Source organism: Agrobacterium sp. YIC 4121 (genome assembly GCF_002008205.1).
GTDB lineage: Bacteria > Pseudomonadota > Alphaproteobacteria > Rhizobiales > Rhizobiaceae > Agrobacterium > Agrobacterium leguminum.
This window is the reverse complement of sequence record NZ_MRDI01000017.1, coordinates 1-24,363: the sequence shown is the minus strand read 5'-3', so window position 1 is coordinate 24,363 and position 24,363 is coordinate 1. Positions and strand designations below refer to the sequence as shown.

The window sequence follows — 24,363 nt, the reverse complement described above, 5'->3', positions numbered from 1 at the left end:
GCTAGCAACATCGAACAGGCACTTCGACTACTAAAAGTAGTAGTCGCCAAGTGGCAATTGCTCGTGTTTGAATAGGGAGACAAAACGCATCAGGGTATGGCGATGGGCGCCGGTTGATCGCACGAAGACAAGGGGCGCATGTGGATAGTCCGGTAAGACAGGCACTCGATTGGCGGCTGCCAAAAATCGGAGTTTCAAAGAAGTTTACAATGGCCCATACAGGATACCGTCCAGAAACGGAGCAGACATGAAGACCAGCCTTGAGCATTTGCCGGAACGAAAGCAACGCGAACTTGCGCGCGTCGTCGGAATTATCCAGGAAGAGTTTGCTGATCTGGTGGAGCGCTCCAAGTCTGACGCCAAGAAGGATGGACGGATCTTCAAAATCATCCTGTTCGGTTCTTACGCGCGCGGCAACTGGGTTGATGAACCGCATACGTCGAAAGGTTATCGCTCGGATTTCGATATTCTCGTCATCGTTAGCAACAAGGAACTGGCCGATCCCAAATACTGGGACAAGGCAACCGACCGGCTGATGTGGGACAAGGAGATCGAGACACCTGTTGGCCTCATCGTGCATGGCGCGCGCGAGATCAGCAATTTTTTGCATGATGGCCAGTACTTCTTCGTCGACCTCGCCCGCGAAGGTGTTGTTCTTTATGAATTCGACGACAGACCGCTGGCAGAAGCGAAACCGCTCAGCCCTTCCGATGCACTCAGGGTGGCCGAGGGGCATTTCCGCAGGCATTTTCCTGATGCGCGAGATTTCGCTGATGTAGCAAAATATCTCGTTGCGAAGGGTAACCTGCACCTGGCCGCCTTCAATCTTCATCAGGCAGTGGAGAGCGCCTATAACTGCTACCTCCTGACACTGACAAACTATTCCCCCGCGTCGCACAACCTCAAATTCCTGCGGGGTCTTTCCGAAGGTCGTGACCACCGTTTGATCGACATCTGGCCGCGCGACCGTCAGCGATATACCACGTGGTACAACATTCTGAATGAGGCCTACGTCAAGGCCCGCTATTCGAAGCGTTTCGAGGTTTCTGAAGAGGCGCTGACCTGGCTTCAGGAGCGGACGGCGGAACTTCATAAGCTGGTTGAAACGCTTTGCCGCGAGCACATTGAGAAGCTCAAACAGGCCGCGAACGCCAGCGGCTGAGCCTAACCGAAGGGTCCAACCAACTCTCACAATCGCTATGTCGATCTCCTCATAGAAACTGGTCTGTCTTCCAGGAGCAAAGCCGTGGTCAACAACGGCCGTTCCGGTGCGACCGCAATCGAAAGGAATAATCGTGGCAAGGAAAACCATCGAACAGCGCCTGGCTGAACTGGATGCGCAACGGTCTGCCCTCAAGGCCCGTCTCTCGAAAACCGAGCGCAACAACGATACGCGTCGCAAGGTCCTGATCGGATCGCTCGTTCTGCATCTCCTCGAAACCTCGAATGATCAGGAGTTCAAGCAGCAACTCGGTGCATGGCTGCGCCGCGAACTGCCGGGCTTTCTGACACGCGACAATGACAAGGCGCTGTTTGTCGATCTGATCGGACAAGGACTGCCATGCACGGGAGAGGGTGGCGACAGCGGGCAGGGTGCTCCATGAACCGGTTGCGACTTTCTCGGGGCGCATTCAAGAACATGTTGCGAGCCGCCGCGCGTGATCCGCTTTGGGCGGTCCTATCTTTGATTGCCACGCCGTTCCGGATCTGGAAACCGCTCGCCGGATTTCTCTTCATCCTTATCATCGTCACCTTTGTGATCGGCATGGGTGGCAGTCATCTCCTCGAGCAAATGGGTTTCGAGCGGGGCTCGCCTGTCTACATCATTCCGGGCCTCTTAACCCTGCTGGCGCTCGCCGCCATCACCTTCCGGTTCATCACCGCTCCACTGATTTTGCATTTCGGGGAGAATGACGATGAGACCCATGGCTCCGCTCGCTTTGCGACAAATAAGGAGATAGGCGCTCTCACCTCATCCGGCTCAGGCCTCCTGATTGGTCGTGACACGAAAACGGCCAAGCCTCTGCGCTATGATGGCCCGGCCCATCTCCTCACAATGGCGCCGACCCGTACCGGCAAGGGCGTGGGTACCATCATCCCAAACCTGCTGACCGCCGATCGTTCGGTGATCTGCGTCGATCCAAAAGGCGAGAATGCAAGGATCACCGGCCGTGCCCGCCAAAAATTCGGTCCGGTTCATATACTCGATCCTTTTGCTGTCACTGGAAAACCCTCGGCAGCCTTCAATCCCTTGGCCCTGCTCCATCCCGACAGCCTTGATGTCGCAGAAGATGCCAGTACCCTTGCCGACGCTCTCGTGTTCGATGAACCGGGAATGGCGGGCGAGGCGCATTGGAGCGAGGAGGCAAAAGCGCTGATTGCCGGATTGCTGCTCGAGATCGTTGCGGCGGAGCCTTTGAGACGCAGGCACCTTGCAACACTTCGCGAGTATCTTACCCTCGCTCCTGAACAGTTCGCGGCGTTGCTCAAGCGTATGCAGGACAGCGATGCTGCGGGAGGTCTTGTTGCGCGTGCCGCAAACCGCCACCTCGGAAAATCCGATCGCGAAGCCGCAGGCGTGCTGTCGGCCGCCCAACGCCATACGCATTTTCTTGATTCACCGCGCATGACGGCCGTGCTCAGCCGCTCTGATTTCCGGTTTGCGGATCTCAAGCGCAGCAATGTGACGGTGTTCCTCGTTCTTCCGCCCGACCGCCTTTCGACCTATTCGCGCTGGCTGCGCCTGCTTGTCTCGCAAAGCCTGCTCGAAATGGCCCGCGATCCGGCAAAGCCGGTGACACCCGTTCTTTATCTGCTCGATGAGTTCGCATCGCTTGGGCATCTGGCGCCGGTCGAACGCGCGATGGGTCTGATGGCGGGTTATGGTGTCCAGCTTTGGCCCATTCTCCAGGACATCCATCAGCTGCGGGCCACATATGGTTATCGCGCCGGAACTTTCCTGTCGAACGCCGGCGTGCTGCAGGTTTTTGGCGTCAATGATAATGACAGCGCCCGCCTCATCTCTGATTTGCTCGGACAGGAAACGGTCGTGTTCCAGACGATGGCGAGAGCGCTCGATTCCGATAAGACCGGGATTTCCTACAGCCAACAACATACCGGCCGGCCGCTACTCACCCCGGACGAGGTGCGCAATCTGCCGGCGCACGGACAATTGCTGTTCCTGGCCGGGCAACGGCCAATTTTCGCTAACAAGCTTGCCTATTTTGCCGATCCGGAGTTCAGGGAGATGTTTGACGCAGTCTAACGGATGCACGACGAAAAGGCAGTCCAGCATTTGAGACCTTGTGTACGCGGCCCTTGGGCTCTCTTCGGCGCAACGGGAAGCGGATAGATGAGCCTTCGTCCAAATTGCAGTCCTGTGGCGACGGTGGTATCGCGGCGGAGGGATCGTTTTCGACCGCGAGGTCTAGCAACGGGGTAATGACCTTGACAGGGCACCACAGGAGTCTAGAGGGGTTTTCATGATCATGTTGGGAGTATGAAAATGAAGACGCTGGCAGCCGTTTCGGCTTTTGTGGGACTTTTGCCATCTGGGTCATCCTGTTTGCCGTCCTCGGCTTTTTCTTTCCGGATACGTTCAAGCAGATCGCGCCCTGGATCGTAACGCTTCTGTCAATCATCATGTTCGGCATGGGTCTCACACTTTCGGTCGACGACTTCAGGGAGGTCGTGAAAAGGCCGTTCGATGTGACGATCGGCGTACTCGGCCAGTTTCTCATCATGCCGCTTCTGGCCGTCCTGCTGACGCTTATCATTCCCATGCCGCCGGAAGTCGCGGCTGGCGTCATTCTGGTCGGCTGCTGCCCGGGCGGCACGTCTTCCAACGTCATGACTTACCTCTTCAAGGGCGATGTCGCGCTGTCCGTTGCCTGCACTTCGGTCACCACGCTCGCGGCGCCGCTGGTGACGCCATTCCTCGTCTGGCTGTTCGCAAGCCAGTTCCTGCCCGTCGACGGTTGGGCCATGTTCCTCAGCATCGTCAAGGTCGTTCTGGTTCCGCTGGCGCTGGGTGCCGCCCTGCAAAAGCTGCTGCCCGGCCTTGTCAAAACCGCCGTACCGGCGTTGCCACTCGTCAGCGTCATTGGCATCGTCCTCATCGTCGCGGCGGTGGTGGGAGGATCCAAGGCGTCCATCGCGCAGTCCGGCCTGATGATTTTTGCCGTCGTCGTGCTGCACAACGGCCTTGGCTATCTCCTCGGCTACCTCGCGGCAAAGGCAACGGGCCTGTCGCTTGCGAAGCAAGGCCATTGCGATAGAGGTCGGCATGCAGAATTCGGGCCTTGGCGCGGCACTTTCAACGGCCTATTTTTCGCCTCTCGCTGCGGTTCCGAGCGCCATTTTCAGCGTCTGGCACAATATTTCCGGTGCAATCCTGGCAAACTGGTTTTCCGGCCGTGTAGACGCAGGCTCCGCCAACAAAGCCGCCTGAAGCTCACCATCTGTCAGGCCGCATGTCGTTCAGGCGGCCTGACCCTGCCTTAGAACGGCATGGTCTGGCGTGTTACGGCCGGTGGATTAAGCCGGGCAAACCCCTCCTGGCGCTGATACGGGAAATGCGGATAGGGAGCAGTCGTCGCGCTTGCCTCGTCCAACGTCGCTACCTGTGCGGACGTCAATTCCCATCCCACGGCATCGAGGTTTTGGCGAAGCTGTTCCTCATTGCGTGCGCCGATGATGACCGTGGAAACAGTGGGGCGTCTGAGCAGCCAGTTGAGGGCGACCTGCGGCACCGTCCTGCCGGTTTCTTGCGCGACAGCGTCGAGCGCATCGATTACGCGGTAGAGATGTTCATCATTAACCGGCGGGCCGAAGCTGGCGGTCTCATGCAGGCGGCTACCTTCAGGCAGCGGTGTGCCGCGGCGGATTTTTCCCGTCAATCGCCCCCAGCCAAGCGGGCTCCAGACCATTGCGCCAAGACCCTGATCCGCGCCGAGCGGCATCAGATCCCACTCGTAATCCCGGCCGACCAGGGAGTAATAGACCTGGTTGACCACATAACGCCGCCAGCCATATCGGTCCGCGACGGCAAGCGATTTCATGATCTGCCAGCCTGAAAAATTCGAGACGCCGGTATATCGCACCTTGCCGCAGCGGACGAGCGTATCGAGCGTCGACAGCACCTCCTCAACCGGTGTGAAGGCATCGAAGGCATGGAGCTGAAGGATGTCAATATAGTCGGTCTTTAGGCGGCGCAGGGCGTCATCCACCGCGCGCAGCAGCCGGAAGCGGGACGAGCCCGCCTCGTTCGGCCCATCGCCCATCGGCAGGCTGGTCTTGGTTGAGATCAGAACGCTGTCGCGCCTTCCCTTGACGGCTTCGCCGAGCACTTCCTCCGATGCGCCATTGGAATAGACATCGGCGGTATCGAACAGGTTGACGCCGGCTTCCAGGCAAATATCGATCAGGCGCCGGGCTTCCGTGGCGTCTGAATTGCCCCAGTTGCTGAAGAGCGGGCCGGAGCCGCCGAAGGTTCCGGTGCCGAAACTCAAGACCGGCACTTTCAGGCCGGATTGGCCGAGATGACGATATTCCATGGGGCGTTCCTTTGTTGCTTCGAAATGGTCGCGGGTGGGGCTATGGCCGCGCCGCGCTCTGTCCATCCCGTCATGATCTGGCAGATGAAGATTGCGATGCGTTTCAATCGCTGTCTGAAGATAGACGCTCGCTCTTCAATGAAATAGAATGCCGAAAATACTATCACTTGTGAGATGAAGTCATCATGGCGCGACTGGAGATCAACCGGGCAGGGGAGATGGAAATCTTCGTGCGGGTCGTCGAACTCGGCGGTTTTTCCCGCGCGGCCGCGGCGGCGAACATGACGCCTTCTGCAGTGAGCAAGCTGATCGCGCGGCTGGAAGGCCGCCTGGGCGCGCGCCTGCTCAACCGTTCCACCCGGCAGCTTCAGATCACGCCGGAGGGCTGCGCCTTCTATGAAAGGGCCACCCGTATCCTCGCCGATCTCGAAGAGGCCGAACGCGCCGCCGGTGAGGGCGAACAGCCTGTCGGCCGCGTGCGGATCAACACCAGCGCTTCTTATGCAACGCATATTCTTGCGCCCATCCTGCCACGGTTTCTGGCGCTTCATCCGGGCATCACGCTCGATATCGTCCAGACGGATATGGTGGTTGACCTTCTTGCGGAACGCATGGATGTGGCGGTACGCGCCGGACCGCTCAAAAGCTCAACTCTCGTTGCCCGGAAACTCGGTGAGACAGGGATGATCATTGCTGCCGCCCCGGCTTATCTGCAGCGCTGCGGCGTGCCGCAAACCGTCGCCGATCTGGAAGACCACAATCGGCTCGGATTCGGTTACGCGCGGTCAGTCGACGGGTGGCCGTTGCGGGACGCCGGAAAGACCGTCGTCATTCCGGCGACAGGGCGCGTGCAGGTCAGCGATGGCGAGGGCCTTCGCCGTGTTGCCCTTGCCGGTGTCGGGCTGGTTCGCCTTGCCGCCTTCACCGTGCGGGAGGATATCGCCGCCGGCCGGCTCATACCGGTCCTCGATCACCTCGATACGGGTGAGACGGAGATGTTTCATGCCGTTTATGTCGGCCAGCGCGGGCCGCTTCCCGCCCGCATTCGGGCCCTGCTCGATTTTCTCGGCGAATATGGGCGAGTGAAATGACCTTCCGATGGCATCGGAAGTCGCGGCGGGATGAAGACGGCAGGCGGCTGGAAAAAGGTGCATCCGGATGGCCGGACGCCTATGGTCTCGGACCGGACAGCGCGAAGGCGCCAGCCGATTTCAGCGAAATGTGTGTTTCGCCGGCAAGTGTGCTTGGTATCGCGCCGCAAAGGCTGCCAGTCGTCACGACATTGCCCGCCTTAAGCATCTCGCCGGTGTTGAATGCCGCATTGGCAAAGGCGATCAGCGGCGCGAGCGGATCGCCATTCGGATGTTTTACCCCGGCATCGAACAGCGATGCCGACCCCTCGGTAACGGTGAGCTGCGGCAGGTTCTCGCCATTTCCGGCAAAGACGTCCACGATGTCCTTATCGACTTCCGGGCCGGTGACGAAGCCGTGGTTGGCGAGACGATCCGCGAGAAAAAGCGGAAACGGCACCTGATTTTTCTCCACCAGCCTGTAGCGGAGAAGTTCAGCACCAAGGTGGACCTTGTCGATAAATCCTATCAGGTCCTCCCTGGTCAGCGGTCCCGCCGCAGCCGCGGGAATATCCGCCGAAAGCGTAAAGCAGATCTCGACCTCGATGCCTTCGGTGCCGTCATGGGGAAAAGAAGCGGCATTGGCTTCATCGACCCGCACACAATCGAACATAGGCGCCCCGATGGCCTTGCCATCCGCGCGGATAGCCAATTTCCAGCCGGCAACCGGTTTCGCACAGCTTTCAGCAAAAGCCCGCTGGACCGCCATAGCCTCTCCAAGCGAAGCAGGAATGAGACCCTCGGCCTGCACCGCCGCCAGAGAAATCTTCGCCCCCTCGCGGCTCGCTGTCGTGAAGATTTCCGCCAGTTTTTCGATTGCCGTCATTCACTTACGTCTCCTGATGATCTCATGCGCCGAATGCTGTCACGATTTGACGCTGTGTGCCAAGGCCATCAATGCCGAGTGCGACCACATCGCCGGCTTTTAGGAAGACTGGCAGTTTCATTCAGGGCCGACCCCGGGCGGCGCGCCCGTGGTGATGACGTCGCCCGGCGTGAGGCGCATGAAGCGGCTGATGTGAGAAACAAGCGTTGCGATCGGGAAAATCATCTTGGATGTCGAACCGCTCTGTATGCGTTGGCCGTTGACGTCGAGCCACAGGACAAGATTTTCACGTCTCCGATTTCGTCCGGTATTATGTGGAATTTGGCAACGCCATGCCTGATCCGATAGGGCCTTTTGCCCAGCTGTTGAGCGGTGGCAGATGGTCCTATATCCTCGTAATGAGGCGTTGCCCTTTGATGGAAATTAGCGACGCAGATGTGACCAAAGAATGAAATTGACAGGACTATCAATGTACTAAGCGGCGGCGTAGAGCGGACGATCGCCATGCTCCTCGCCTTGGCGGGCTAATTTTCAGGTATCCGAAATCGCTCATCAACTCAATATACCAAAAAGTGCATGCCGCCGCATCCTTACCTCTCTTATTGATAATGGCTAGGCGTGGCAAAGACCTGAGAGCGATTGTTATGCGCTGACCATGCGGATGGCGCTGGTGGGGCAGAAACAACTGGCGCGGCTGCAGGTCTCTGATCTGCGTCAGTCGATTCTCAATGCACTCGCGGAGCGCACGCGCGAGCTTGTTCGCTTGACGGCTGTACGGAACAATACGCTCGTATGGATCGGTTCCGCCCGCGGCCACCGCTCGGGCCTTGTCTTCTAACCCGATATGAGCGCCGGCATAGTCCCCCTACGCACGGCAAACGGTAAAATATGACTCGCGAGCCTGGAGCGGGAGAGGGCGCTCAGGATCGCCCTTAAAGCAGGGCTAGGCCAAGGCGCTGAACAGGGAACTCGACTCCGTTGCAGGTCTCGGTTACGGCCGTGCAGTTGGCGACGCTGAGGAGGGAGTGGGTGCAATTGCTGTCGCCATCCGCCAAGGGAATGAGGTCGTCGGCACCATGAGCGTTGCGGTGCCGCTGACACGTCTCACGGAGGAGCGCGTGGCGGAGATATTGCCGCTTCTGGCAAGGGCTGCAAGCGACATGGAAATGGCCTGGTAGCGGGAACGGCTCTTCTTCGCCCAAATGGCAGCTGAAATAAAATTCGGGCGGCACTGGCCGCCCGTTTTATTTTGGTGTCAAGCGACGTCTGCATCGAACTGGATACTATGAAGTCGTTTATAAAGGCCGTCATTCGCCAGCAATTCACGCCGGCTTCCCTGTTCGGCCACTTCACCATTGTCCATGACGACGATCTTGTCGGCGCGATTAATTGTGGAAAGGCGATGGGCGATCACGATGGATGTCTTGTTGAGCGTCAGGCGTTCCAACGCATCACGCACGAGAGCCTCGGATTCGGAATCCAGTGCACTTGTCGCTTCATCAAGGATCAGGATATTCGCGTCCCGAAGCATTGCGCGTGCAATCGCCACACGCTGTCGCTGCCCGCCCGACAGGCCGGAGCCGTTTTCGCCCAGCCTGGTGTCGTATCCGTTTTGCATCTTCATGATGAAATCATGCGCATTTGCAGCCTTTGCTGCCGCTATGATTTCCTCCTCAGTCGCGTTGTCGCGGCCGACGGAAATGTTGTGCTTGATCGTCCCGGAGAACAGGAAGGTTTCCTGGCCGACATACGAAACGTGTTCGCGCAGGCTAGCAAAAGAAACATCGCGCAGATCCGTGCTGTTGATTTCAACGGAGCCGTTCTGTGGGTCGTAAAGACGCATTATGAGGTTGATGATGGTAGATTTGCCGCTGCCAGAAGGGCCCACCAGTGCAGTCATTTTGCCTCCTTCGAAGAGTACGCTGACATCCCTGAGAACCGGCTGGCCGGAAACGTACTCGAAGCTGACGTTCTTGAGTTCGACATCGCCACTTGCCTTAGGAAGCGCGACTGCGCCTTTTTTCTCGGTCAACGTCAGAGGGGCATCAAGGACCTCGAACATCATACGCACGCCGATCATCCCACTTTCGATCTGGACCCGCATACGTGCCAATCGCTTCGCAGGCTCATAGGCTAAGAGAAGTGCTGTAATAAATGCCATCAAATCGCCGGGGGAGCCACCTTTCTCCAGCACAGTGTAACCGGAAACGGCAATGACCACAGCTATGGCAAGGCCAGATAGCGTTTCCATAATTGGGCTCGTCGCCGCTTCCAGCTTGGCTATGCCGTTGGCACGTTGCTCTACATCGGAAACCGCTTTGTTCATGCGCTGACGCATCAACTTTTCAAGCGAGAAGGCTTTGATGACCCGCACACCGATGCTGGTTTCTTGGACGACGTTGACGATCTCACCAAGCGACGCAAGCTCAGCCTCCATGATCTTTCGGACGCGCCGCAGCACGAGGCGGACGCTGAATATCGCCAACGGACCTATGATCATGGAGATCGCGCTCAAAAGGAAATTTTGTGCAAACATCACGATGATCAGACCGATGAGCGAAAACAGATCGCGCACGAAAGATGTGACGATTGTGTCAATGACGCTCCGTGCAGCCTGGGCGTTATAGGTCACGCGGATGAGAAGCTCAGAAGATGGCAAATTTTGAAAAAAGGACACCCCCTGTTTCAAAAGCCGGTCGTAAATCTTGCGCTGCTGCTCTGCGACAATACTATTGCCAGCCTTGCTGAGATAGAAGCTCTGGACGAAAGTTGCTAGGCCCTTCACAATGAAAATTACGGCGACAGCGAAGGCGATCTCGAGGACGACGTCAAATCCTTGCTTCAAATACACGCTGTTGACGATGTCGCGCATTATCCACGCGCTCAAAGAGGTCGACGCGGCCACCACAACCATCGCCGCTATCGCCGCGGAATACCAACCAACGTGTTTTTTAAAGTTCTCTTTGAAGAGCCGCGTCAGCAACTTCTTGTCGTTTGGCGACAAAAACGATCCGATCAAGGAAGCATCCTATTCAGTTTTGGTAAATGAGCCGCTTGCCGGAGTTTTCAAAAATGGCTCACCTCATGTGTAAATCCAGCCGTTGAGGAGGCAGTGATTTTTGCCGGCATTCCGAGTTACCTTGTTGCAGCGCTGCAAATACGTCGAACTCCCAATGCTGTCAATATTTGGTGGCCATCTCTGCGATTGTGACTTGCAGTTTACAATCTGGCGCCCTGCCGCCTATAGGACTAAATCTACGGGTAAGAGGGAGCCGAGGACGCGGAAAAATCGGGTTTTGGTGGTCGGCCGCCCAATTCCAGTCGTAATTGTCTGCCGGCTTTATTCGAGCAAACGCAGCGAGCCAGAGAACATCTGCATTTTGCCTATGAGCGTCGACGGAGGTGGAGACTTGAAGGTGTTTTAAAGGCCAGCTATAGGCCGCGCGTTTCGATTGCGTACGATTGTGTGGTTCAGTGCAAAATTGGTCTCGATGCGGCCGGTGCTTGTTCCAGCAGAGTAAGCCTCAGGCACAGTTCGAAGCGTGTTTGCGATATTAACGTGTAAGTCTGGGACTTGTATCTGAGGTCAAGAAAGCGATATTGACTGTGAATGGGGTGACCGCCATACCACCGTGGGTATGTCTACGAAACGGGATGAGTGAATGCAATTCGAGGCGTTTTCGATATTTGGCTTGAAAAAGGTAATACCTACCCGTTTCGGTGATAGCAGGGGTTACTTTAGCGAGGTTTTCAGGAGTGAGTGGTTTCGCGAAAATGTAGCGGACGTGGAGTTCGTGCAGGATAATGAATCGCTCTCTGCGCGAGCCGGAACTGTCCGCGGCCTTCATTTTCAGACCGAGCCTTTTGCACAGGGCAAGCTTGTCCGCTGTGTTCGCGGACGGCTGCTCGATGTGGCAGTTGATATTAGAACAGGATCGCCCACCTTCGGACAATGGGCCTCCGTCGAGCTTTCGCCCGAAAATGGCGAGCAGCTGTGGCTTCCGGCGGGATTTGCCCACGGTTTTATGACGCTCGTTGACGACACGGTCATCTCATACAAAGTCACGGCCCCCTACAGTGCTGCCAACGACCGCGGTGTTAAATGGGATGATCCAGCGATTGGCATCAATTGGCCAAAGCTGGAGGGCTGCGTGCTTTCCGAGAAGGACGAGAGGCAACCGCTTCTGTCGGAATTGCCCGAATATTTCACCTACCAAAACACTGGGAACTGATGATGCGCGTTCTCGTTACCGGCGGCGCCGGATTTATCGGCTCAGCCCTCGTACGTTATCTCGTTAGCGAGGTTGGCGCGGATGTTCTCACTGTCGACAAGCTGACATATGCAGGAAATCTGGCGTCCCTCAAGCCGATCGAAAATGCGCCGAACCACCGCTTTCTTCAGGCCGACATATGTGACCGGGCTGCGATGAATGAGGCATTCGCGGCATTTCAGCCGGACTACGTGATGCATCTGGCCGCTGAAAGCCATGTCGACCGCTCCATAACCGGCGCCGCCGATTTTATTCAAACCAATATCAACGGCACTTTCACGATGCTGGAGGCGGCGCGCCAATATTGGAGCGGCCTTGCGGAAGACGCCAAGGCGAATTTCCGCATGCTCCACGTGTCAACCGACGAGGTCTATGGCTCGCTCGGGGACAACGGCCTGTTTGAAGAAACAACCCCCTACGACCCTTCATCGCCATACTCCGCCTCGAAAGCCGCAAGCGATCATCTTGCCACGGCCTGGCAGCGTACTTATGGCCTTCCGGTCGTCATTTCCAATTGTTCCAACAATTACGGACCATTCCATTTCCCGGAAAAACTAATTCCCCTGATCATTCTCAACGCGCTGGAAGGCAAGCCTCTGCCGGTCTATGGAAACGGCGCGAACATCCGCGACTGGCTTTATGTGGATGATCATGCCCGCGCCCTGTGGCTCATTGTCCAGAAAGGTCTTGCCGGCGAGAAGTACAATGTCGGCGGCAGAAACGAGCAGAAGAACATCGATGTGGTCAACTGCATCTGCGCCATTCTCGATGAGTTGCGCCCACAATCTAGGCCCTATGCCGAGCTTATCAAATATGTGACGGATCGTCCCGGCCACGATGCCCGCTATGCCATTGATGCGACCAAGCTCGAAACCGAACTCGGCTGGAAAGCGCAGGAAAACTTCGCTACCGGTATCCGCAAGACGGTGGAATGGTATCTCGACAATGCGTGGTGGTGGCAGCCGCTTCGCGAGGGTGTTTACGCCGGAGAACGCCTCGGCGTTCTGACAAAGGGCTGAGCGAATGCGGCTGGCAGTTACGGGCAAAAATGGTCAGGTCGTCAGCGCCCTCCAGGCATTGGCGAGTGACGAGCTGGAGATCGTGGCTCTTGGTCGACCGGAACTCGACCTTGCACAGCCTGAAACTGTTTTGAAGGCGCTACGCGAGGTAAAACCCGATGTCGTGGTATCGGCTGCAGCCTATACAGCCGTCGACAAGGCAGAAAGCGAGCAGGATATCGCTTTTGCCGTTAATCGGGATGGAGCAAGGGCTGTTGCACAAGCGGCAAGTGACATCGGCATTCCCGTTATTCATCTTTCTACGGATTATGTTTTCGACGGCACCAAGGACACCGCTTATGTCGAAAGTGATCCGATAGGCCCCACTTCCGTCTACGGCCGCTCGAAGCTCGAAGGCGAACGAGCCGTTTCGGAGGCCACCGACAATTATGTGGTTCTGCGGACCGCATGGGTCTATTCGGAATATGGCAACAACTTCGTGAAGACCATGCTCCGGCTGAGCGAGAACCGCGACGAAATCAACGTCGTTGCGGACCAGTTTGGATGCCCTACTTCGGCCAACGATATCGCTGCCGCGGTCGTTACAATCGCAAGAAAGCTCGTGGAAGATTCCTCGGCCCCTCTTCGTGGGGTGTTTCATCTGTCTGGAACCGGTGAAACGAACTGGGCGAATTTCGCGAAACAGATATTCGCCCTTTCCGCGGAAAACGGCGGGAAGTCCATTGTCGTCAACGACATCACGACAGCGCAATACCCTACCCCGGCCCGGCGCCCGGCAAACTCGCGGCTTGATTGCAGCAAGCTGGAAGAGGTTTACGGCATAAAGCTACCGAGCTGGCAAACATCAACGCGCGCGGTGGTCACCGCTCTTGCGCAGAGCAAAAAGGAAATGCCATGAAGGGTATCATTCTGGCCGGAGGCAGCGGCACGCGTCTGCATCCGATGACATTGGCGGTCTCGAAGCAGATCCTGCCAGTCTACGACAAGCCGATGATCTATTACCCGCTGACCACGCTGATGCTGGCCGGCATTCGCGAGATTCTCATTATCTCGACACCCCATGACATGCCGCTTTTCCAGTCTCTCCTGGGTGATGGTTCAAAATGGGGACTTTCCATTGAATATGCGGTCCAGCCGAGCCCGGATGGGCTGGCGCAGGCATATATGATCGGCGCGGACTTCGTGGCGGGTTCGCCGTCCTGCCTTATCCTGGGTGACAACATATATTACGGCCATGGATTACCGGAACTTCTGCAGGCTGGTACGAGCGTTAACGACGGTGCTACGGTCTTCGCCTATCATGTGAACGATCCCGAACGTTATGGCGTGGTCGATTTCGATAGTGAAATGCGCGCCCTCTCCATCGAGGAAAAACCGGCAAAACCCAAGTCCAACTGGGCGGTCACCGGTCTTTATTTTTACGATGCCGATGTGGTCGATATCGCCGCCAATCTAAAACCGTCCGCGCGCGGCGAATACGAGATTACAGATGTAAATCGAACCTATCTCGAGCGTGGCAAGCTGAAGGTATCTATCATGGGGCGCGGTTATGCGTGGCTTGATACTGGCACGCCAGAGAGTCTTCTTGAAGCCGGTGAATTCGTGCGGACGTTGGAGAAGCGACAGGGTTTCAAGATTGCATGCCCGGAAGAGATCGCCTTGAGCAAGGGCTTTATCACGAAATCCGAGTTCTCAGCGCTCGCAGAAAATGCCGGCAAAGGCGATTATGGCATTTATCTGAGGAGACTCGCCTCTAATTAATTCTTTCGAGTATTTTTTCGAGTCTATTGATGCGAACTGCGCCGCGGCGTTCTGCCACAGAAGCTAATAAACAAATTCGCCAAGGGGCGTGGGATGATGCGCCTAACTTCTGGGGTCAAAATGGCTAGCTTGTCGCTCTCGGACGTAACGGTTGTATCTGTTTGCTATAAGAGCGATGCGCTAATAGCGGATATGATCGCAACCATCCCAGAAGCAACACCAATCGTTCTTGTTGACAACGGGAAAACAAACAGTTTCGCTAACCTGCCTGCAGATAGGGACATCAGGATCGTTCAGTTGGAAGAGAATCAGGGGTTCGGACGCGGTTGTAATGCAGGCGCAGCCCTTGTGCAGACACCTTGGATACTGTTTCTGAACCCCGACGCCCGGTTAACAACTGGGTCAGTTGAGGCGTTGCTGGAAGCAGTCGCCCGTCATCCCTTGGGCGTCGCCTTCAATCCAAGAATCTCAAACTCGGACGGGAGTGAGTACTTCAAGCGGAGGTCTTGGCTATTGCCGCGCAACCGCTACATGAAAAAGGGCTGGCCAGTGGCTGACACTGTCGTTCCGGTCTTGAGCGGCGCTGCATTTTTTGTTGCAAAACAAAAATTCGTTGCTGTGGAAGGCTTTGATCCAGCAATATTTCTCTATCATGAAGACGATGACCTATCATTGCGTCTTGCGAAACTAGGACAACTTGTATTCGTACGAGATGCCCTTGTTTACCACACCGCGGGACACTCATCGGGACGATCTCCAGAAATTGCTCGGCTCAAGGCGTTTCATATGGCGCAATCAAGAATTTATGCTGGAAAGAAGCATCAGCGGCCGCTTGTAGTTTTTTCGACTCTTATGCAAGCCGCTGCTCTTTTTGCATCCCCCGCGATCATATATTCGGCACGGCGGCGCGCGAAAGCAGCCGGCTTCCTCGCTGGAGCCGCATCCACGATATTTTGTCCGCCGCCAGGTGGCGACGCCAGGCTTTGAGTCGAAGTGGGTACACAGCCAACGATCGTCATGTACTTGGCGCGGAGCGTAATCTACGATCTGGAGTTGCCCCCAAAAGACCGGACGTGCTCAGGTTTGAGATTGCGAGCTGAACCAGAAGGGCAGTTGTGCGATGACGGTTTCGGCATCCGGAGTTGGGTTTACCGAGACGTAATCGCGCTTGAATGTTTTGACAAAGGCCTCCGCCATCCCGTTCGACTGCGGGCTGCGCACCGGCGTCGAGCACGGCTCCATGCCGATGTCGCGGAGCAAGGATTTGGTGTCCTTGGCGATGAAGCAGGAGCCGTTGTCGGTGAGCCATTCGATAGGCTGCGGCAACATGTTGATGCGGCCAAAGCGGTTCTCGACAGCCGTGATCACGAGGTCCTGCACATCCCGGCTCTTGATGCCTTCCGTGGTGGCGATATGGGCGATTGCTTCCCGGTCGCAGCAATCGAGAGCGAAGGCCACTCGGACCTTCTCCTTGTTGTCGCAGCCGATCTCGAAGCCATCGGAGCACCATCTGGTGTTCGAGCGGGCGACGGCGACCTGGCCGTCATGAAGACGATCATCGACGGCTCCGCTATGTCGCACGAGCAGTAGATGATGCAGTTTCATGACCCGGTAGACGCGCTTGGCATTGGGCCATGACTTGCCCTGTTTTCGGGCATTCCTGCGCAGGATGGCATGGACCCGGCGATAGCCGTAGGTGGGCATGTTGGCGATGACGGCCTTGATATCTTCCACCAGCTCCCGATCCGGGAGTGGCGGGCGTCCTCTGGCGCTGGAAGGGGAACCTGTGGCACGGGCAGCGATATTCGACCGGGCGACACCCAAAGTCTCGCAGACGGTCTTCATTTCAAAAAGTCCTTCGGAAGAGAGATCGAGCGCAACATCCGTTTTTTTGGGCCTCCGGCGATTTCGAGGGCTTCCTTGAGGATTTCGCTCTCCATCGTCTTCTTGCCCAGCAGGCGCTGCAACTCCTTCACCTGGGCCTGAAGCGCCCGATATTCGGATGCCGGGACAACCTCCTCTTCGGCGGCCGTCGCCGTCAACGCCCCTTGAGACGCCAGCTTGCGCCAGGCGAACAACTGGTTCGGCTGAATGCCGTGCCGCCGGGCAACGACGCTCACCGTCGCATCCGCCTCGTACGTCTCTTGAATGATGGCCAGCTTCTCCGCCGTGCTCCAGCGCCGTCGCCGTTCCGGACCCGAAAGGACTTCCATCTTAAAGTTGCTACTAGTCATATTACCAACATTACTCCTACCCACTTAGCTAAGTGGGGAGCATGTCCGGACCTTTCGGGGGCTCATTCAGCGTAATCTACGATCCACTGCTGTGGACAACAGACAACCGTTTAGAATCCAGCTTTTCAAGGCTTCTTGAGATCATCCTTATCGTTGCGGAATTATCGACCGGCCAAAGGGTTGAAATGAGATGTTCAGAATGACTCGCTATCGGCGGTAGCGTTGTAATGCACTTCGGGCACAAAGCCTCCAAGTAACGGTCGATCGTATGTTTCTGAGTATCATTTCCCTCAATCTCGAAACGCGCTAGCATTTCCAGAGCGCTTTTGTTGTAGATACCAAACACCATCCCGATCACGCTATTAAGGTGCAAGAATTCCTCTCCGCCGAAGTTGGTTACTTTTGTTACAACGGCATCGTCGGAAAGATCACTGAGTAGACCGGAAAACACATCCCAGTCAGAACTCTGGGACAGGTACTGCTCGACTATCTGTAGCCTTTCCCTTACTTCGACTTGGAAACCTGCGTCATCCTCATATATCATCATATTAGAGAAATCTTGACGAAGGGCCTGAGACGCGAGAAACTTATAGCTTCTGGCACAACCCTTCCAACCATCAATGTCCCTCAAGCCATTAAAGAGCCAAGCATCGGGCAAAAGATTTCTTTTTGCGAAGTTGTAACGCTCTGTCTGCTCAGGAAGTGCAAGAACGGCCCTAGCCGATGGCATGCGCAAATCACGACAAAGGTCAAACACTTCTTCCATTGATATCGCGCCGATCCCGTTTAAAACCCGCGCGAGATGATACGTCATTCCGGAAAAGTCGGTATCTTTGTCAACTGTCGCCGGTCCATCCCAACCATCCAAGGCTTTTTGAACTTGCGTCAAATATGATTGAACATCGCCCACGGGGACAAAATCGACCAAGTCTGCAAAGTCTGTTCGATCGACTTGGTCTACTGACTCCTCCGATACTACACGGGCCCCAAAAGAAAGAGCTTCGCTTAACCTCGTTGTCTCCAATAATGCGCCTTCGTAGTAGTGTATATTAGCGACGACTTTAGTTCTTTTCAGTAGGTCTTGGAGGTCGTTGCCGAAAAGGTTCGATTCCACTCGAATATTGAATTTCTCTGATAGCGCATTCAAATAGCGCCCGCGCCGCTCCGCCGCTATCGAACCATAAAATAGGACGTCAATATCTCGCTCCACCTCGTTTTTCTCGGGTTGGAGCTGTAACGGTCTGATCGGAACGTAATATAGCTGCTTGGACGGCAGCGATCTTTCGTGAAGGGCGGCAATGTTGTCAGAGGAATAATCGATCACAGCCAAACTGTTGCTGAGTCTGCCCAAATACTCGTTAGTGGCCCAAGAAGATGCCCTAACCTGTTCCATCTGGAAGATTATCGTCTTATTGGCAGGTGGCATCAATGCAAACATCTGAGGTGCCACGACGACGTACAGGTCATGCTCAAATTTATCAGGCATCACAGTGGAGCTTGAGAACTTAAATCGGCTGTGCTTCAGCGCCTCCTGGATCAGTTGAGCGATTATTTTTGTATGGGGCGTGGTTACGATGTGCAACGTTTCCGCTCGCGCAACCGTGCCCGACCTCAATATCTCGCGGAGGAAGTCAGTATATTCTAAGTTAAAGTGTAATTCTGGGCTCGCGTCGTAACGTGAATACCACCGTTGAAAACAGGGCCGTACGCGACCGTCCTTCTTTAGCAAAATCCGTTTCGTTGATTCTCTGGGCAGCCCTAATTTCCGATCCTTGAGGACAAGCTTGCGCAGCCATCCCCGAGGACGGCCATCCCGGTGAAATGCAAGCCGCATTAGCTTTGAGCCTCTGGCCGGGCTATTAGATACCGATACGTTATTTTCTCCCCTCGAATTTAGTTCATTGCTCAAATGTTGCAATTTTTCGTCAAGGGTGTCCGCAATCGACATTGCGGCACTGAGTTTGCCCACTAGGCCGTCAATCATTTCAGCGGCACTCATTGTTCCTGTTAACAAAGCAATCTCGGCGCGCATTGCCTCAGCAACCTTACTATGCTGATGAGCTCTTTCGATGATTGCTTCACTTCTGTACACAGTTTCTTCTAGAAGCCCTCCGCGCACCTTTTCGTCCCAGCCTTGATGGTCTGAAGCAACAGCGATTAAATACAGGGGGTCTGGAAGACCTGGTGTCGGCTCGACGGATTCGATACCGTAGGATTGAATTTCCCCCTTTCCCTCTTCTTTAAAAATCGCAGAACCGTAGACAATTCTTTGGCCCATCATGGCCACATACTTGAAATGTTTTGTAAGCAATTCTTGAAATTCGTTACGATATAACTCTTTGACATGAAACTCATTTCTGAAATTGCGTGAATCTGAATATGTTTTTTTGTCAGGACTTGATATTATAAGAGCGCCATCAGCCTTCAAAACGCGCCGCACTTCCAGCATCATTTGTTCGTGCTCGTCGTGATGCTCTATTGTTTCGAAGCTTACGACGATGTCTATCGAGTTATCCTCAATCGGGATCTGTGAGCAAGATCCTTGTAAAAATGTGATGTTTTCGGCATCGTAAGTTTCCGAAGCATGGCTGATTGCCTCAGGGTCGATATCCACGCCGAAGACAAATTCAGCGTTTTTTGACAACAATGAGGATCCGAAGCCTTCGCCACATGCAATATCGAGTACCGTTTTGCCTTTAACGGCGTCGAGACACATGCGGTATCTGTGCTCGTGCTCGAGTGCAATGCTCCCTCCCACGCCGGGAATATACCGCTCGCCTGTGAATTCCATATCCCATCTTTTCCTGAATTCCGGTGTGGCGACGAAAGCCTTATGTGCGCGCCAACGATCCGATTTGTGTCAAAAATAAAAACGCGACCTGCAGCTTAATGGCGCATTTTTTGTTTCGGTAGTACTAGATAATTCGCATTGCTTTGCATAGCCTCGGTTCTTCCGCGCCCGCTCTAGTTGCCGGCGATACCTTATTATTTTCACCAAGTCGAGCCAGATGGCGTCGGGACGCGCCAATTTAGCCTGTGAACTGCCCCATTTCGACCGGACAGTTGGCATAAACAGAAGGGCTCAAGCTGAATAGCTCCCAGTTTGGTAGACGTCCTCGGGTTAGATTTTTTGCTGCTTCTCAAACTCGACGGGCGACAGCATCCAGTTTCTGACGTGCTTGCGTTTCGGGTTGTAGAACATTTCGATGTAGTCGAACATGTCGTGGCGTGCTTCATCGCGTGAACGGTAGACCTTGCGACGTATCCGCCGTCGCTTTAGAAGATTGAAGAAGCTCTTCGCCACCGCATTGTTATGGCAGTTCCGCGTCGGCTCATCGAGCGAACCAGATTATGGTGCCTTAGGAACGGTGCCCAGTCCATGCTGGTAAACTGGGAGCCCTGATCCGAGTGGATCAACACCTTTCCTTTGGCTTGCGCCTCCAACGCCCGCCGCAGCGGACGTTGTTTCGGGTTCGCAATTCACCGGCCGGTTTAATTTCGGTCAGAGGCGGCGGAGATCGCCGCTATAGCCTTAAGGTTGGAGGCTACCCCTCCGACCTGAAGGTTGATGCTTTTGTCGTATTCGTCGTCGAACGTGAAAAACAACATATGGTCTATGCCGGACCCAGGTTCTTTGTAGAGCCTGATCGCTCTTTCTACTTCCTCGACCACACGGGCTTTCACTAGCAATTCAGGCTGTTCGGCTTCGGGGCTACCATCGGCGGCGAACTCAAGAAATCCATTCGAACTGGATTCGGTGATCACCATCGTTTCAAACTTGGAGTAGCCAGAGGCTTTCGCTTCGTCTTGCAAGAGCTTAATCGTCCCCTTCACCCGGCAGTTATAGAAGCGAGTGAGCCTATCGTTGTCATTGTCCCTCAGATGGTCGCCAGCCGACATGGGACCAGACTGCATGAATGAGAGTGTGGACCTGAATTTGCTCATCTTTACATTAGCAAAGTCCGCGCATTCTGGAATCCCAGACTCCGACGCCAAGACGGACATTGCGTCCTCGTAAGCCCCGTCGAGCAATGCCGTGGATACGTAGAGATCGAACGCCAGAATATCAAAGCCAGCAGGGATGCCGCCACCGTCGTAGATGTTCCCGGCGGTGTCGTAGGTCGTAAGGCGGAAATTGTTTATGACTTCCTTCCATTTATCGAATTCGGCACGTGCGGTTTTAGCTTCGCTTCTCGGAAGGGTTTCGATGCGAGCTTGTTCAGATTGGGCATAGCTGTCAATGGTATCCACGTACGCAAGCGCGGCTTTCTGTGCCGCTGCGGAGAAGCGTTTATTGAACATGGCGCCAGCGAAAATAACACCGATCTTGATCTCGGGGTATCCATGTTCGGCGAAGACCGATCTAACGAGGCTTGCGACCCGCTGAAGCTCCGTTTTAGAGACGCCATTAAGATATGGCTCGTCTACCAAGAAGACGCTGTAAAGCGCTGATTTGTGGGGCGCAATGGCATCCAGATAAGGTTTTAAGAATTCTCGAATTTGATCGTCTGAAACAAAATCGCGGAGCTTGTTCGTTTTCATGCCGGGAAGAGCCTTTTCTTTTCGGCTCCCGTCCTGGGCTGCGTATGAAGTAACGAGTTTTCCGGCTGGGCGCGGCTTGGAAATTAAGGGGCCAATGTCGAGATTGATCTTTAGCCCAGACTCCGCTGCTAGTCGGAAGTTTTCAGCGATATGTGCTGGCCCGTCGATGGCGTTTATTGTTGCCATATCTACTGCCGCGGCAAATTCCGCGCGCACACCGCTAGGGCTGAAGTAACCGACGCCAGCGTTTGACGCTGTTTGCCCAAACAGGCATCCGATAGCTGTCGCAATCCCAAGGACTCGTCTCATGCGATAGCTCCCCTTTTCTTTTTAAGCGTGGTTTTCACAAAGTCCAGGCATGGCTTTTCCACTGCGCGCCAAGACGCATATGCCAGCGGCAGGACAATAGCGAAGGTGATCAGTATCAGAACCAACGCAGACTTGATTCCAGCATTGAATATGAGAGCCTGCTGCACTGGGAAGGAATACAGGTATATGCCGTAGGAAACATCCCCGATCTTACTGGAAATCGCTTTGCTTGATGTCGAACCTGTGCGGCAAATCGAGATCACTGCGAACGAATATAGCGCGGGTAGGCCGAATTGTTGGAATGTCCCAGCGGAAGACAACATTAGGCACGCAAATAGCAGAAGTGCCGACAGCTCATATTTCCGATCAACCGTAGAAGAAGGCATCAGCGCAACGCACATCCCGAACACGAAATAAATGCCGGCTGAGTAAAGCTGATAAAATGATATGTTGTAAAAGACAAAATCTTCCGTTGTCAGCCGAACAATCGTTGCGATGGCAAAAATGGAAACAAGCACTATCACCCGGAACCGCAATGCCAACGCTACAGATAGCGCGACACAATACATCAAAAATTCGGCTGATATGCTCCATAGAGAACCATTAAAAGCGGAGGTCACCTTCGACTCTTCGAATGTGCCGGGCAGGAAAAACTGAATTCGAAGAATAAGATTCTGGAGATAAGCGATCGTGGATGGGTGATCAAAATACTCCGCCATCGAAAGCCGGGACAGGAAAGCCCCGAATACAATTGAAAGAAAGATGCAGACCCATAACGCTGGCATTATCCTGGCCAAACGGCGAGCGAAAAACCTGACTGGGTTCGAGTCTCGCATTGTGCTTTGAGTGATTAGGTAGCCGCTCAACGAGAAGAAGCTGAAGACCCCCATCACGTGCACAGGTATGCCAAACAGTAGCGGCGGCGCTTTACCCAACAGCACGTATGAGTGGCCAACCACTACCATCGAGGCTGCAAGCAGCCGAAACAAGTCAAATGAGTTCGACCGGTGATCACTGGCCGGAATTTTTTGTGTCGTGTTCATGCGCCCCTCACGCGAAATACTCCAAAGCCTTAGATAAATCAGCGACCGGTTGCAACGATCGACGAGGTTTTATCTTGCGATTTGGGGTGTGCTTTGCGCCACCTGATCTGAAAGCGGAATATCGCGGCGGCGTTATGCGGGTGACATCGTGATGATCAACAGCTCCTACGTTCGCGTTCACCAGCACGGTGCCAACGCTAAAAAGGAAACCGCTGGGTCTATCGCCAGCGCAACCACGTCGAGCGCTTTTCAATCGTATCAAGCAGATGCGCGGCCTTGCAACGCGATATGACCGCCGGGCCGACAACTATCTGGCAGCACTCAAGCTCGCAGCGATAAGGATATGGATTGCATCATTTAACGAGTCCGCGCCCTAATTTTCCTAGCGCCTACTTTAGCCGACTCCCAATATCAAGAATAATCATTCCACCGTGACCGATTTTGCAAGGTTGCGCGGCTGGTCCACATCCGCGCCCATGAAGACTGCGGTGTGGTAGGCGAGCAGCTGGATCGGCAGCGAGAAGACCATCGGCGCAATAAGCTCATCGACATTGGGCAGCGTGATCGTCGCCATGGTGTCGAGCTTGGATGCGGCGGCCCCCTTCTCATCAGTGATGAAGATGATGCGACCGCCGCGCGCGGCGACCTCCTGCATGTTCGAAACGGTCTTTTCGAAGAAGCGGTCATGCGGCGCGATAACGATGACCGGCATGTTCTCGTCGATCAGCGCGATCGGGCCATGTTTCAACTCGCCGGCGGCATAACCTTCCGCGTGGATATAGGAGATTTCCTTGAGCTTCAGCGCGCCTTCCAGCGCCAGCGGGAAGCTGGTGCCACGGCCGAGATAAAGCACATCCTTGAACCGCGACAGATCGCGCGACAGCGCTTCGATCTGCGGCTGGATGCTGTTGAGAACCTTGCTCATGATGCGCGGCATCTCGGTGAGATGGCGAACCAGGTCGGTTTCCTGCTGGGCCGTGACCGTACCGCGCGCTTTTCTGGCGGCAACGGCGAGCGAAGCGAGCACGGCAAGCTGGCAGGTGAAGGCCTTGGTGGAGGCGACGCCGATTTCCGGACCGGCGAGGATCGGGAAGATCGCATCGGATTCGCGCGCCATGGTGGATTCACGCGTGTTGACCACCGCGCCGATCTTCAGCCCTTCCTGCTGGCAATAACGCAGGGCCGCCAGCGTATCGGCAGTTTCGCCCGATTGCGAAATGAACAGCGCAGCCTGCGTGGGGACGAGCGGGATTTCGCGGTAGCGGAACTCCGAGGCGACATCGATTTCCACCGGCAGGCGGGCATAACGTTCGAACCAGTATTTGCCGATCAGGCCGGACAGATAGGCCGTGCCGCAGGCGGAGATGGCAAGGCCGGAAAGCTTGGCGAAATCGATGGCCGTGTCCGCCTGCTTCACGGTCTTGGAAGCGAAATCCACATAGTGGCTGAGCGCATGGGAAATGACTTCCGGCTGCTCGTAGATTTCCTTTTCCATGAAGTGGCGATGGTTGCCCTTGTCGACCACATAGGCCGTCGCCTGCGAGATTTGACGCTCGCGCTTCACCGGCTTGCCGGAGAAATCGATGATCTCAGCACCCTGCCGGGTCACGATGGCGCAGTCGCCATCCACCAGATAGGTGATCTCATTGGTGAAGGGCGACAGCGCGATGGCG

General features: G+C 55.3%; 18 protein-coding genes and 5 pseudogenes. 13 read left to right on the top strand and 10 right to left on the bottom strand.

All coding sequences use genetic code 11. From position 1 onward, the window contains the following. Positions 1–247: 247 nt before the first annotated feature. The 4 genes and pseudogenes from BTE54_RS16175 (at position 248) to BTE54_RS16160 (ending at position 4,450) form a co-directional block, all read left to right on the top strand. Positions 248–1,162 (top strand): nucleotidyltransferase and HEPN domain-containing protein, encoded by a 915-nt coding sequence (locus BTE54_RS16175; protein WP_078053142.1) that lies wholly within the window; start codon positions 248–250, stop codon positions 1,160–1,162. Positions 1,163–1,295: 133 nt separating this feature from the next. After that, positions 1,296–1,604, top strand: a complete 309-nt coding sequence (locus BTE54_RS16170; protein ID WP_143240732.1) for a mobilization protein — start codon at positions 1,296–1,298, stop codon at positions 1,602–1,604. Continuing rightward, the gene (locus tag BTE54_RS16165; RefSeq protein ID WP_078053140.1) at positions 1,601–3,265 is read left to right on the top strand and encodes a type IV secretory system conjugative DNA transfer family protein; all 1,665 of its coding nucleotides are present in this window, start codon (positions 1,601–1,603) and stop codon (positions 3,263–3,265) included. The genes BTE54_RS16170 and BTE54_RS16165 overlap by 4 nt, the downstream gene beginning before the upstream one ends. A gap of 240 nt (positions 3,266–3,505) precedes the next feature. After that, positions 3,506–4,450: pseudogene (locus BTE54_RS16160) on the top strand (bile acid:sodium symporter family protein). Between the two features lie 49 nt (positions 4,451–4,499). Here the strand turns inward: BTE54_RS16160 and BTE54_RS16155 are convergent. After that, positions 4,500–5,555, bottom strand: coding sequence for an aldo/keto reductase (locus BTE54_RS16155; protein WP_078053219.1), 1,056 nt, complete (start codon positions 5,553–5,555; stop codon positions 4,500–4,502). Positions 5,556–5,740: 185 nt separating this feature from the next. On the opposite strand from BTE54_RS16155, the gene BTE54_RS16150 reads away from it, so the two are divergent. Next, positions 5,741–6,646, top strand: a complete 906-nt coding sequence (locus BTE54_RS16150; protein ID WP_078053139.1) for a LysR family transcriptional regulator — start codon at positions 5,741–5,743, stop codon at positions 6,644–6,646. A 79-nt stretch (positions 6,647–6,725) separates the two neighbouring features. Here the strand turns inward: BTE54_RS16150 and BTE54_RS16145 are convergent, their stop codons facing one another. After that, positions 6,726–7,511, bottom strand: coding sequence for a 2-keto-4-pentenoate hydratase (locus BTE54_RS16145; RefSeq protein ID WP_078053138.1), 786 nt, complete (start codon positions 7,509–7,511; stop codon positions 6,726–6,728). Between the two features lie 22 nt (positions 7,512–7,533). Then, positions 7,534–7,799, bottom strand: a pseudogene (locus BTE54_RS24750) (fumarylacetoacetate hydrolase family protein); the annotation flags it as partial. Positions 7,800–8,055: 256 nt separating this feature from the next. On the opposite strand from BTE54_RS24750, the gene BTE54_RS25310 reads away from it, so the two are divergent. Both BTE54_RS25310 and BTE54_RS25305 read left to right on the top strand, forming a co-directional pair. Next, positions 8,056–8,127, top strand: coding sequence for a hypothetical protein (locus tag BTE54_RS25310; protein ID WP_348555770.1), 72 nt, complete (start codon positions 8,056–8,058; stop codon positions 8,125–8,127). 340 nt (positions 8,128–8,467) lie between these two features. Further along, the gene (locus BTE54_RS25305; RefSeq protein ID WP_245316625.1) at positions 8,468–8,689 is read left to right on the top strand and encodes an IclR family transcriptional regulator C-terminal domain-containing protein; all 222 of its coding nucleotides are present in this window, start codon (positions 8,468–8,470) and stop codon (positions 8,687–8,689) included. A gap of 77 nt (positions 8,690–8,766) precedes the next feature. Here the strand turns inward: BTE54_RS25305 and BTE54_RS16130 are convergent, their stop codons facing one another. Next, entirely contained in the window at positions 8,767–10,530 is a 1,764-nt protein-coding gene (locus BTE54_RS16130) for an ABC transporter ATP-binding protein (protein WP_078053137.1), read from the bottom strand. 643 nt (positions 10,531–11,173) lie between these two features. Between BTE54_RS16130 and rfbC the strand changes: the two genes are divergently transcribed. From rfbC to BTE54_RS16105, 5 genes are all read left to right on the top strand, one after another. Continuing rightward, entirely contained in the window at positions 11,174–11,743 is a 570-nt protein-coding gene (gene rfbC / locus BTE54_RS16125) for a dTDP-4-dehydrorhamnose 3,5-epimerase (RefSeq protein WP_078053136.1), read from the top strand. 2 nt (positions 11,744–11,745) lie between these two features. Then, positions 11,746–12,801 carry a dTDP-glucose 4,6-dehydratase gene (rfbB, locus tag BTE54_RS16120; protein WP_078053135.1) on the top strand — a complete coding sequence of 352 codons (1,056 nt, stop codon included), beginning with the start codon at positions 11,746–11,748 and terminating at the stop codon, positions 12,799–12,801. Between the two features lie 4 nt (positions 12,802–12,805). After that, the gene (gene rfbD, locus BTE54_RS16115; RefSeq protein ID WP_078053134.1) at positions 12,806–13,699 is read left to right on the top strand and encodes a dTDP-4-dehydrorhamnose reductase; all 894 of its coding nucleotides are present in this window, start codon (positions 12,806–12,808) and stop codon (positions 13,697–13,699) included. Continuing rightward, positions 13,696–14,562, top strand: coding sequence for a glucose-1-phosphate thymidylyltransferase RfbA (gene rfbA, locus BTE54_RS16110; RefSeq protein WP_078053133.1), 867 nt, complete (start codon positions 13,696–13,698; stop codon positions 14,560–14,562). Before rfbD ends, rfbA begins: the two co-directional genes overlap by 4 nt. Before the next feature lie 120 nt (positions 14,563–14,682). Then, a complete protein-coding gene (locus BTE54_RS16105; protein ID WP_078053218.1) occupies positions 14,683–15,549 on the top strand; it encodes a glycosyltransferase family 2 protein in 867 nt (288 codons plus the stop codon). A 111-nt stretch (positions 15,550–15,660) separates the two neighbouring features. Here BTE54_RS16105 and BTE54_RS16100 read toward each other — a convergent pair. From BTE54_RS16100 to BTE54_RS16080, 5 genes and pseudogenes are all read right to left on the bottom strand, one after another. Next, a pseudogene (locus tag BTE54_RS16100) lies at positions 15,661–16,796 on the bottom strand (IS3 family transposase); the annotation flags it as partial. A gap of 76 nt (positions 16,797–16,872) precedes the next feature. Next, on the bottom strand, positions 16,873–19,587 hold the full coding sequence (locus BTE54_RS16095; protein ID WP_078053132.1) for a class I SAM-dependent methyltransferase: 2,715 nt from the start codon (positions 19,585–19,587) through the stop codon (positions 16,873–16,875). A 330-nt stretch (positions 19,588–19,917) separates the two neighbouring features. Continuing rightward, positions 19,918–20,239: pseudogene (locus BTE54_RS16090) on the bottom strand (IS3 family transposase); the annotation flags it as partial. Positions 20,240–20,288: 49 nt separating this feature from the next. Beyond that, entirely contained in the window at positions 20,289–21,647 is a 1,359-nt protein-coding gene (locus BTE54_RS16085; protein ID WP_078053131.1) for a hypothetical protein, read from the bottom strand. Further along, a complete protein-coding gene (locus tag BTE54_RS16080; protein ID WP_078053130.1) occupies positions 21,644–22,690 on the bottom strand; it encodes an acyltransferase in 1,047 nt (348 codons plus the stop codon). The genes BTE54_RS16085 and BTE54_RS16080 overlap by 4 nt, the downstream gene beginning before the upstream one ends. A 207-nt stretch (positions 22,691–22,897) precedes the next feature. Between BTE54_RS16080 and BTE54_RS16075 the strand changes: the two are divergent. After that, positions 22,898–23,067, top strand: a pseudogene (locus tag BTE54_RS16075) (transposase); the annotation flags it as partial. Between the two features lie 44 nt (positions 23,068–23,111). On the opposite strand, the gene glmS reads toward BTE54_RS16075, so the two are convergent. Further along, a partial coding sequence (gene glmS, locus BTE54_RS16070; protein ID WP_078053129.1) for a glutamine--fructose-6-phosphate transaminase (isomerizing) occupies positions 23,112–24,363 on the bottom strand: 1,252 nt, incomplete at its 5' end.

Bases quoted from the DNA above. Each gene is read 5' to 3' on its own strand.
- BTE54_RS16175 (WP_078053142.1), top strand. From the start codon at position 248: ATGAAGACCAGCCTTGAGCATTTGCCGGAACGAAAGCAACGCGAACTT.
- BTE54_RS16165 (WP_078053140.1), top strand. From the start codon at position 1,601: ATGAACCGGTTGCGACTTTCTCGGGGCGCATTCAAGAACATGTTGCGA.
- BTE54_RS16155 (WP_078053219.1), bottom strand. From the start codon at position 5,555: ATGGAATATCGTCATCTCGGCCAATCCGGCCTGAAAGTGCCGGTCTTG.
- BTE54_RS16150 (WP_078053139.1), top strand. From the start codon at position 5,741: ATGGCGCGACTGGAGATCAACCGGGCAGGGGAGATGGAAATCTTCGTG.
- BTE54_RS16145 (WP_078053138.1), bottom strand. From the start codon at position 7,511: ATGACGGCAATCGAAAAACTGGCGGAAATCTTCACGACAGCGAGCCGC.
- rfbC (WP_078053136.1), top strand. From the start codon at position 11,174: ATGCAATTCGAGGCGTTTTCGATATTTGGCTTGAAAAAGGTAATACCT.
- rfbB (WP_078053135.1), top strand. From the start codon at position 11,746: ATGCGCGTTCTCGTTACCGGCGGCGCCGGATTTATCGGCTCAGCCCTC.
- rfbD (WP_078053134.1), top strand. From the start codon at position 12,806: ATGCGGCTGGCAGTTACGGGCAAAAATGGTCAGGTCGTCAGCGCCCTC.
- rfbA (WP_078053133.1), top strand. From the start codon at position 13,696: ATGAAGGGTATCATTCTGGCCGGAGGCAGCGGCACGCGTCTGCATCCG.
- BTE54_RS16105 (WP_078053218.1), top strand. From the start codon at position 14,683: ATGGCTAGCTTGTCGCTCTCGGACGTAACGGTTGTATCTGTTTGCTAT.
- BTE54_RS16095 (WP_078053132.1), bottom strand. From the start codon at position 19,587: ATGGAATTCACAGGCGAGCGGTATATTCCCGGCGTGGGAGGGAGCATT.
- BTE54_RS16085 (WP_078053131.1), bottom strand. From the start codon at position 21,647: ATGAGACGAGTCCTTGGGATTGCGACAGCTATCGGATGCCTGTTTGGG.
- BTE54_RS16080 (WP_078053130.1), bottom strand. From the start codon at position 22,690: ATGAACACGACACAAAAAATTCCGGCCAGTGATCACCGGTCGAACTCA.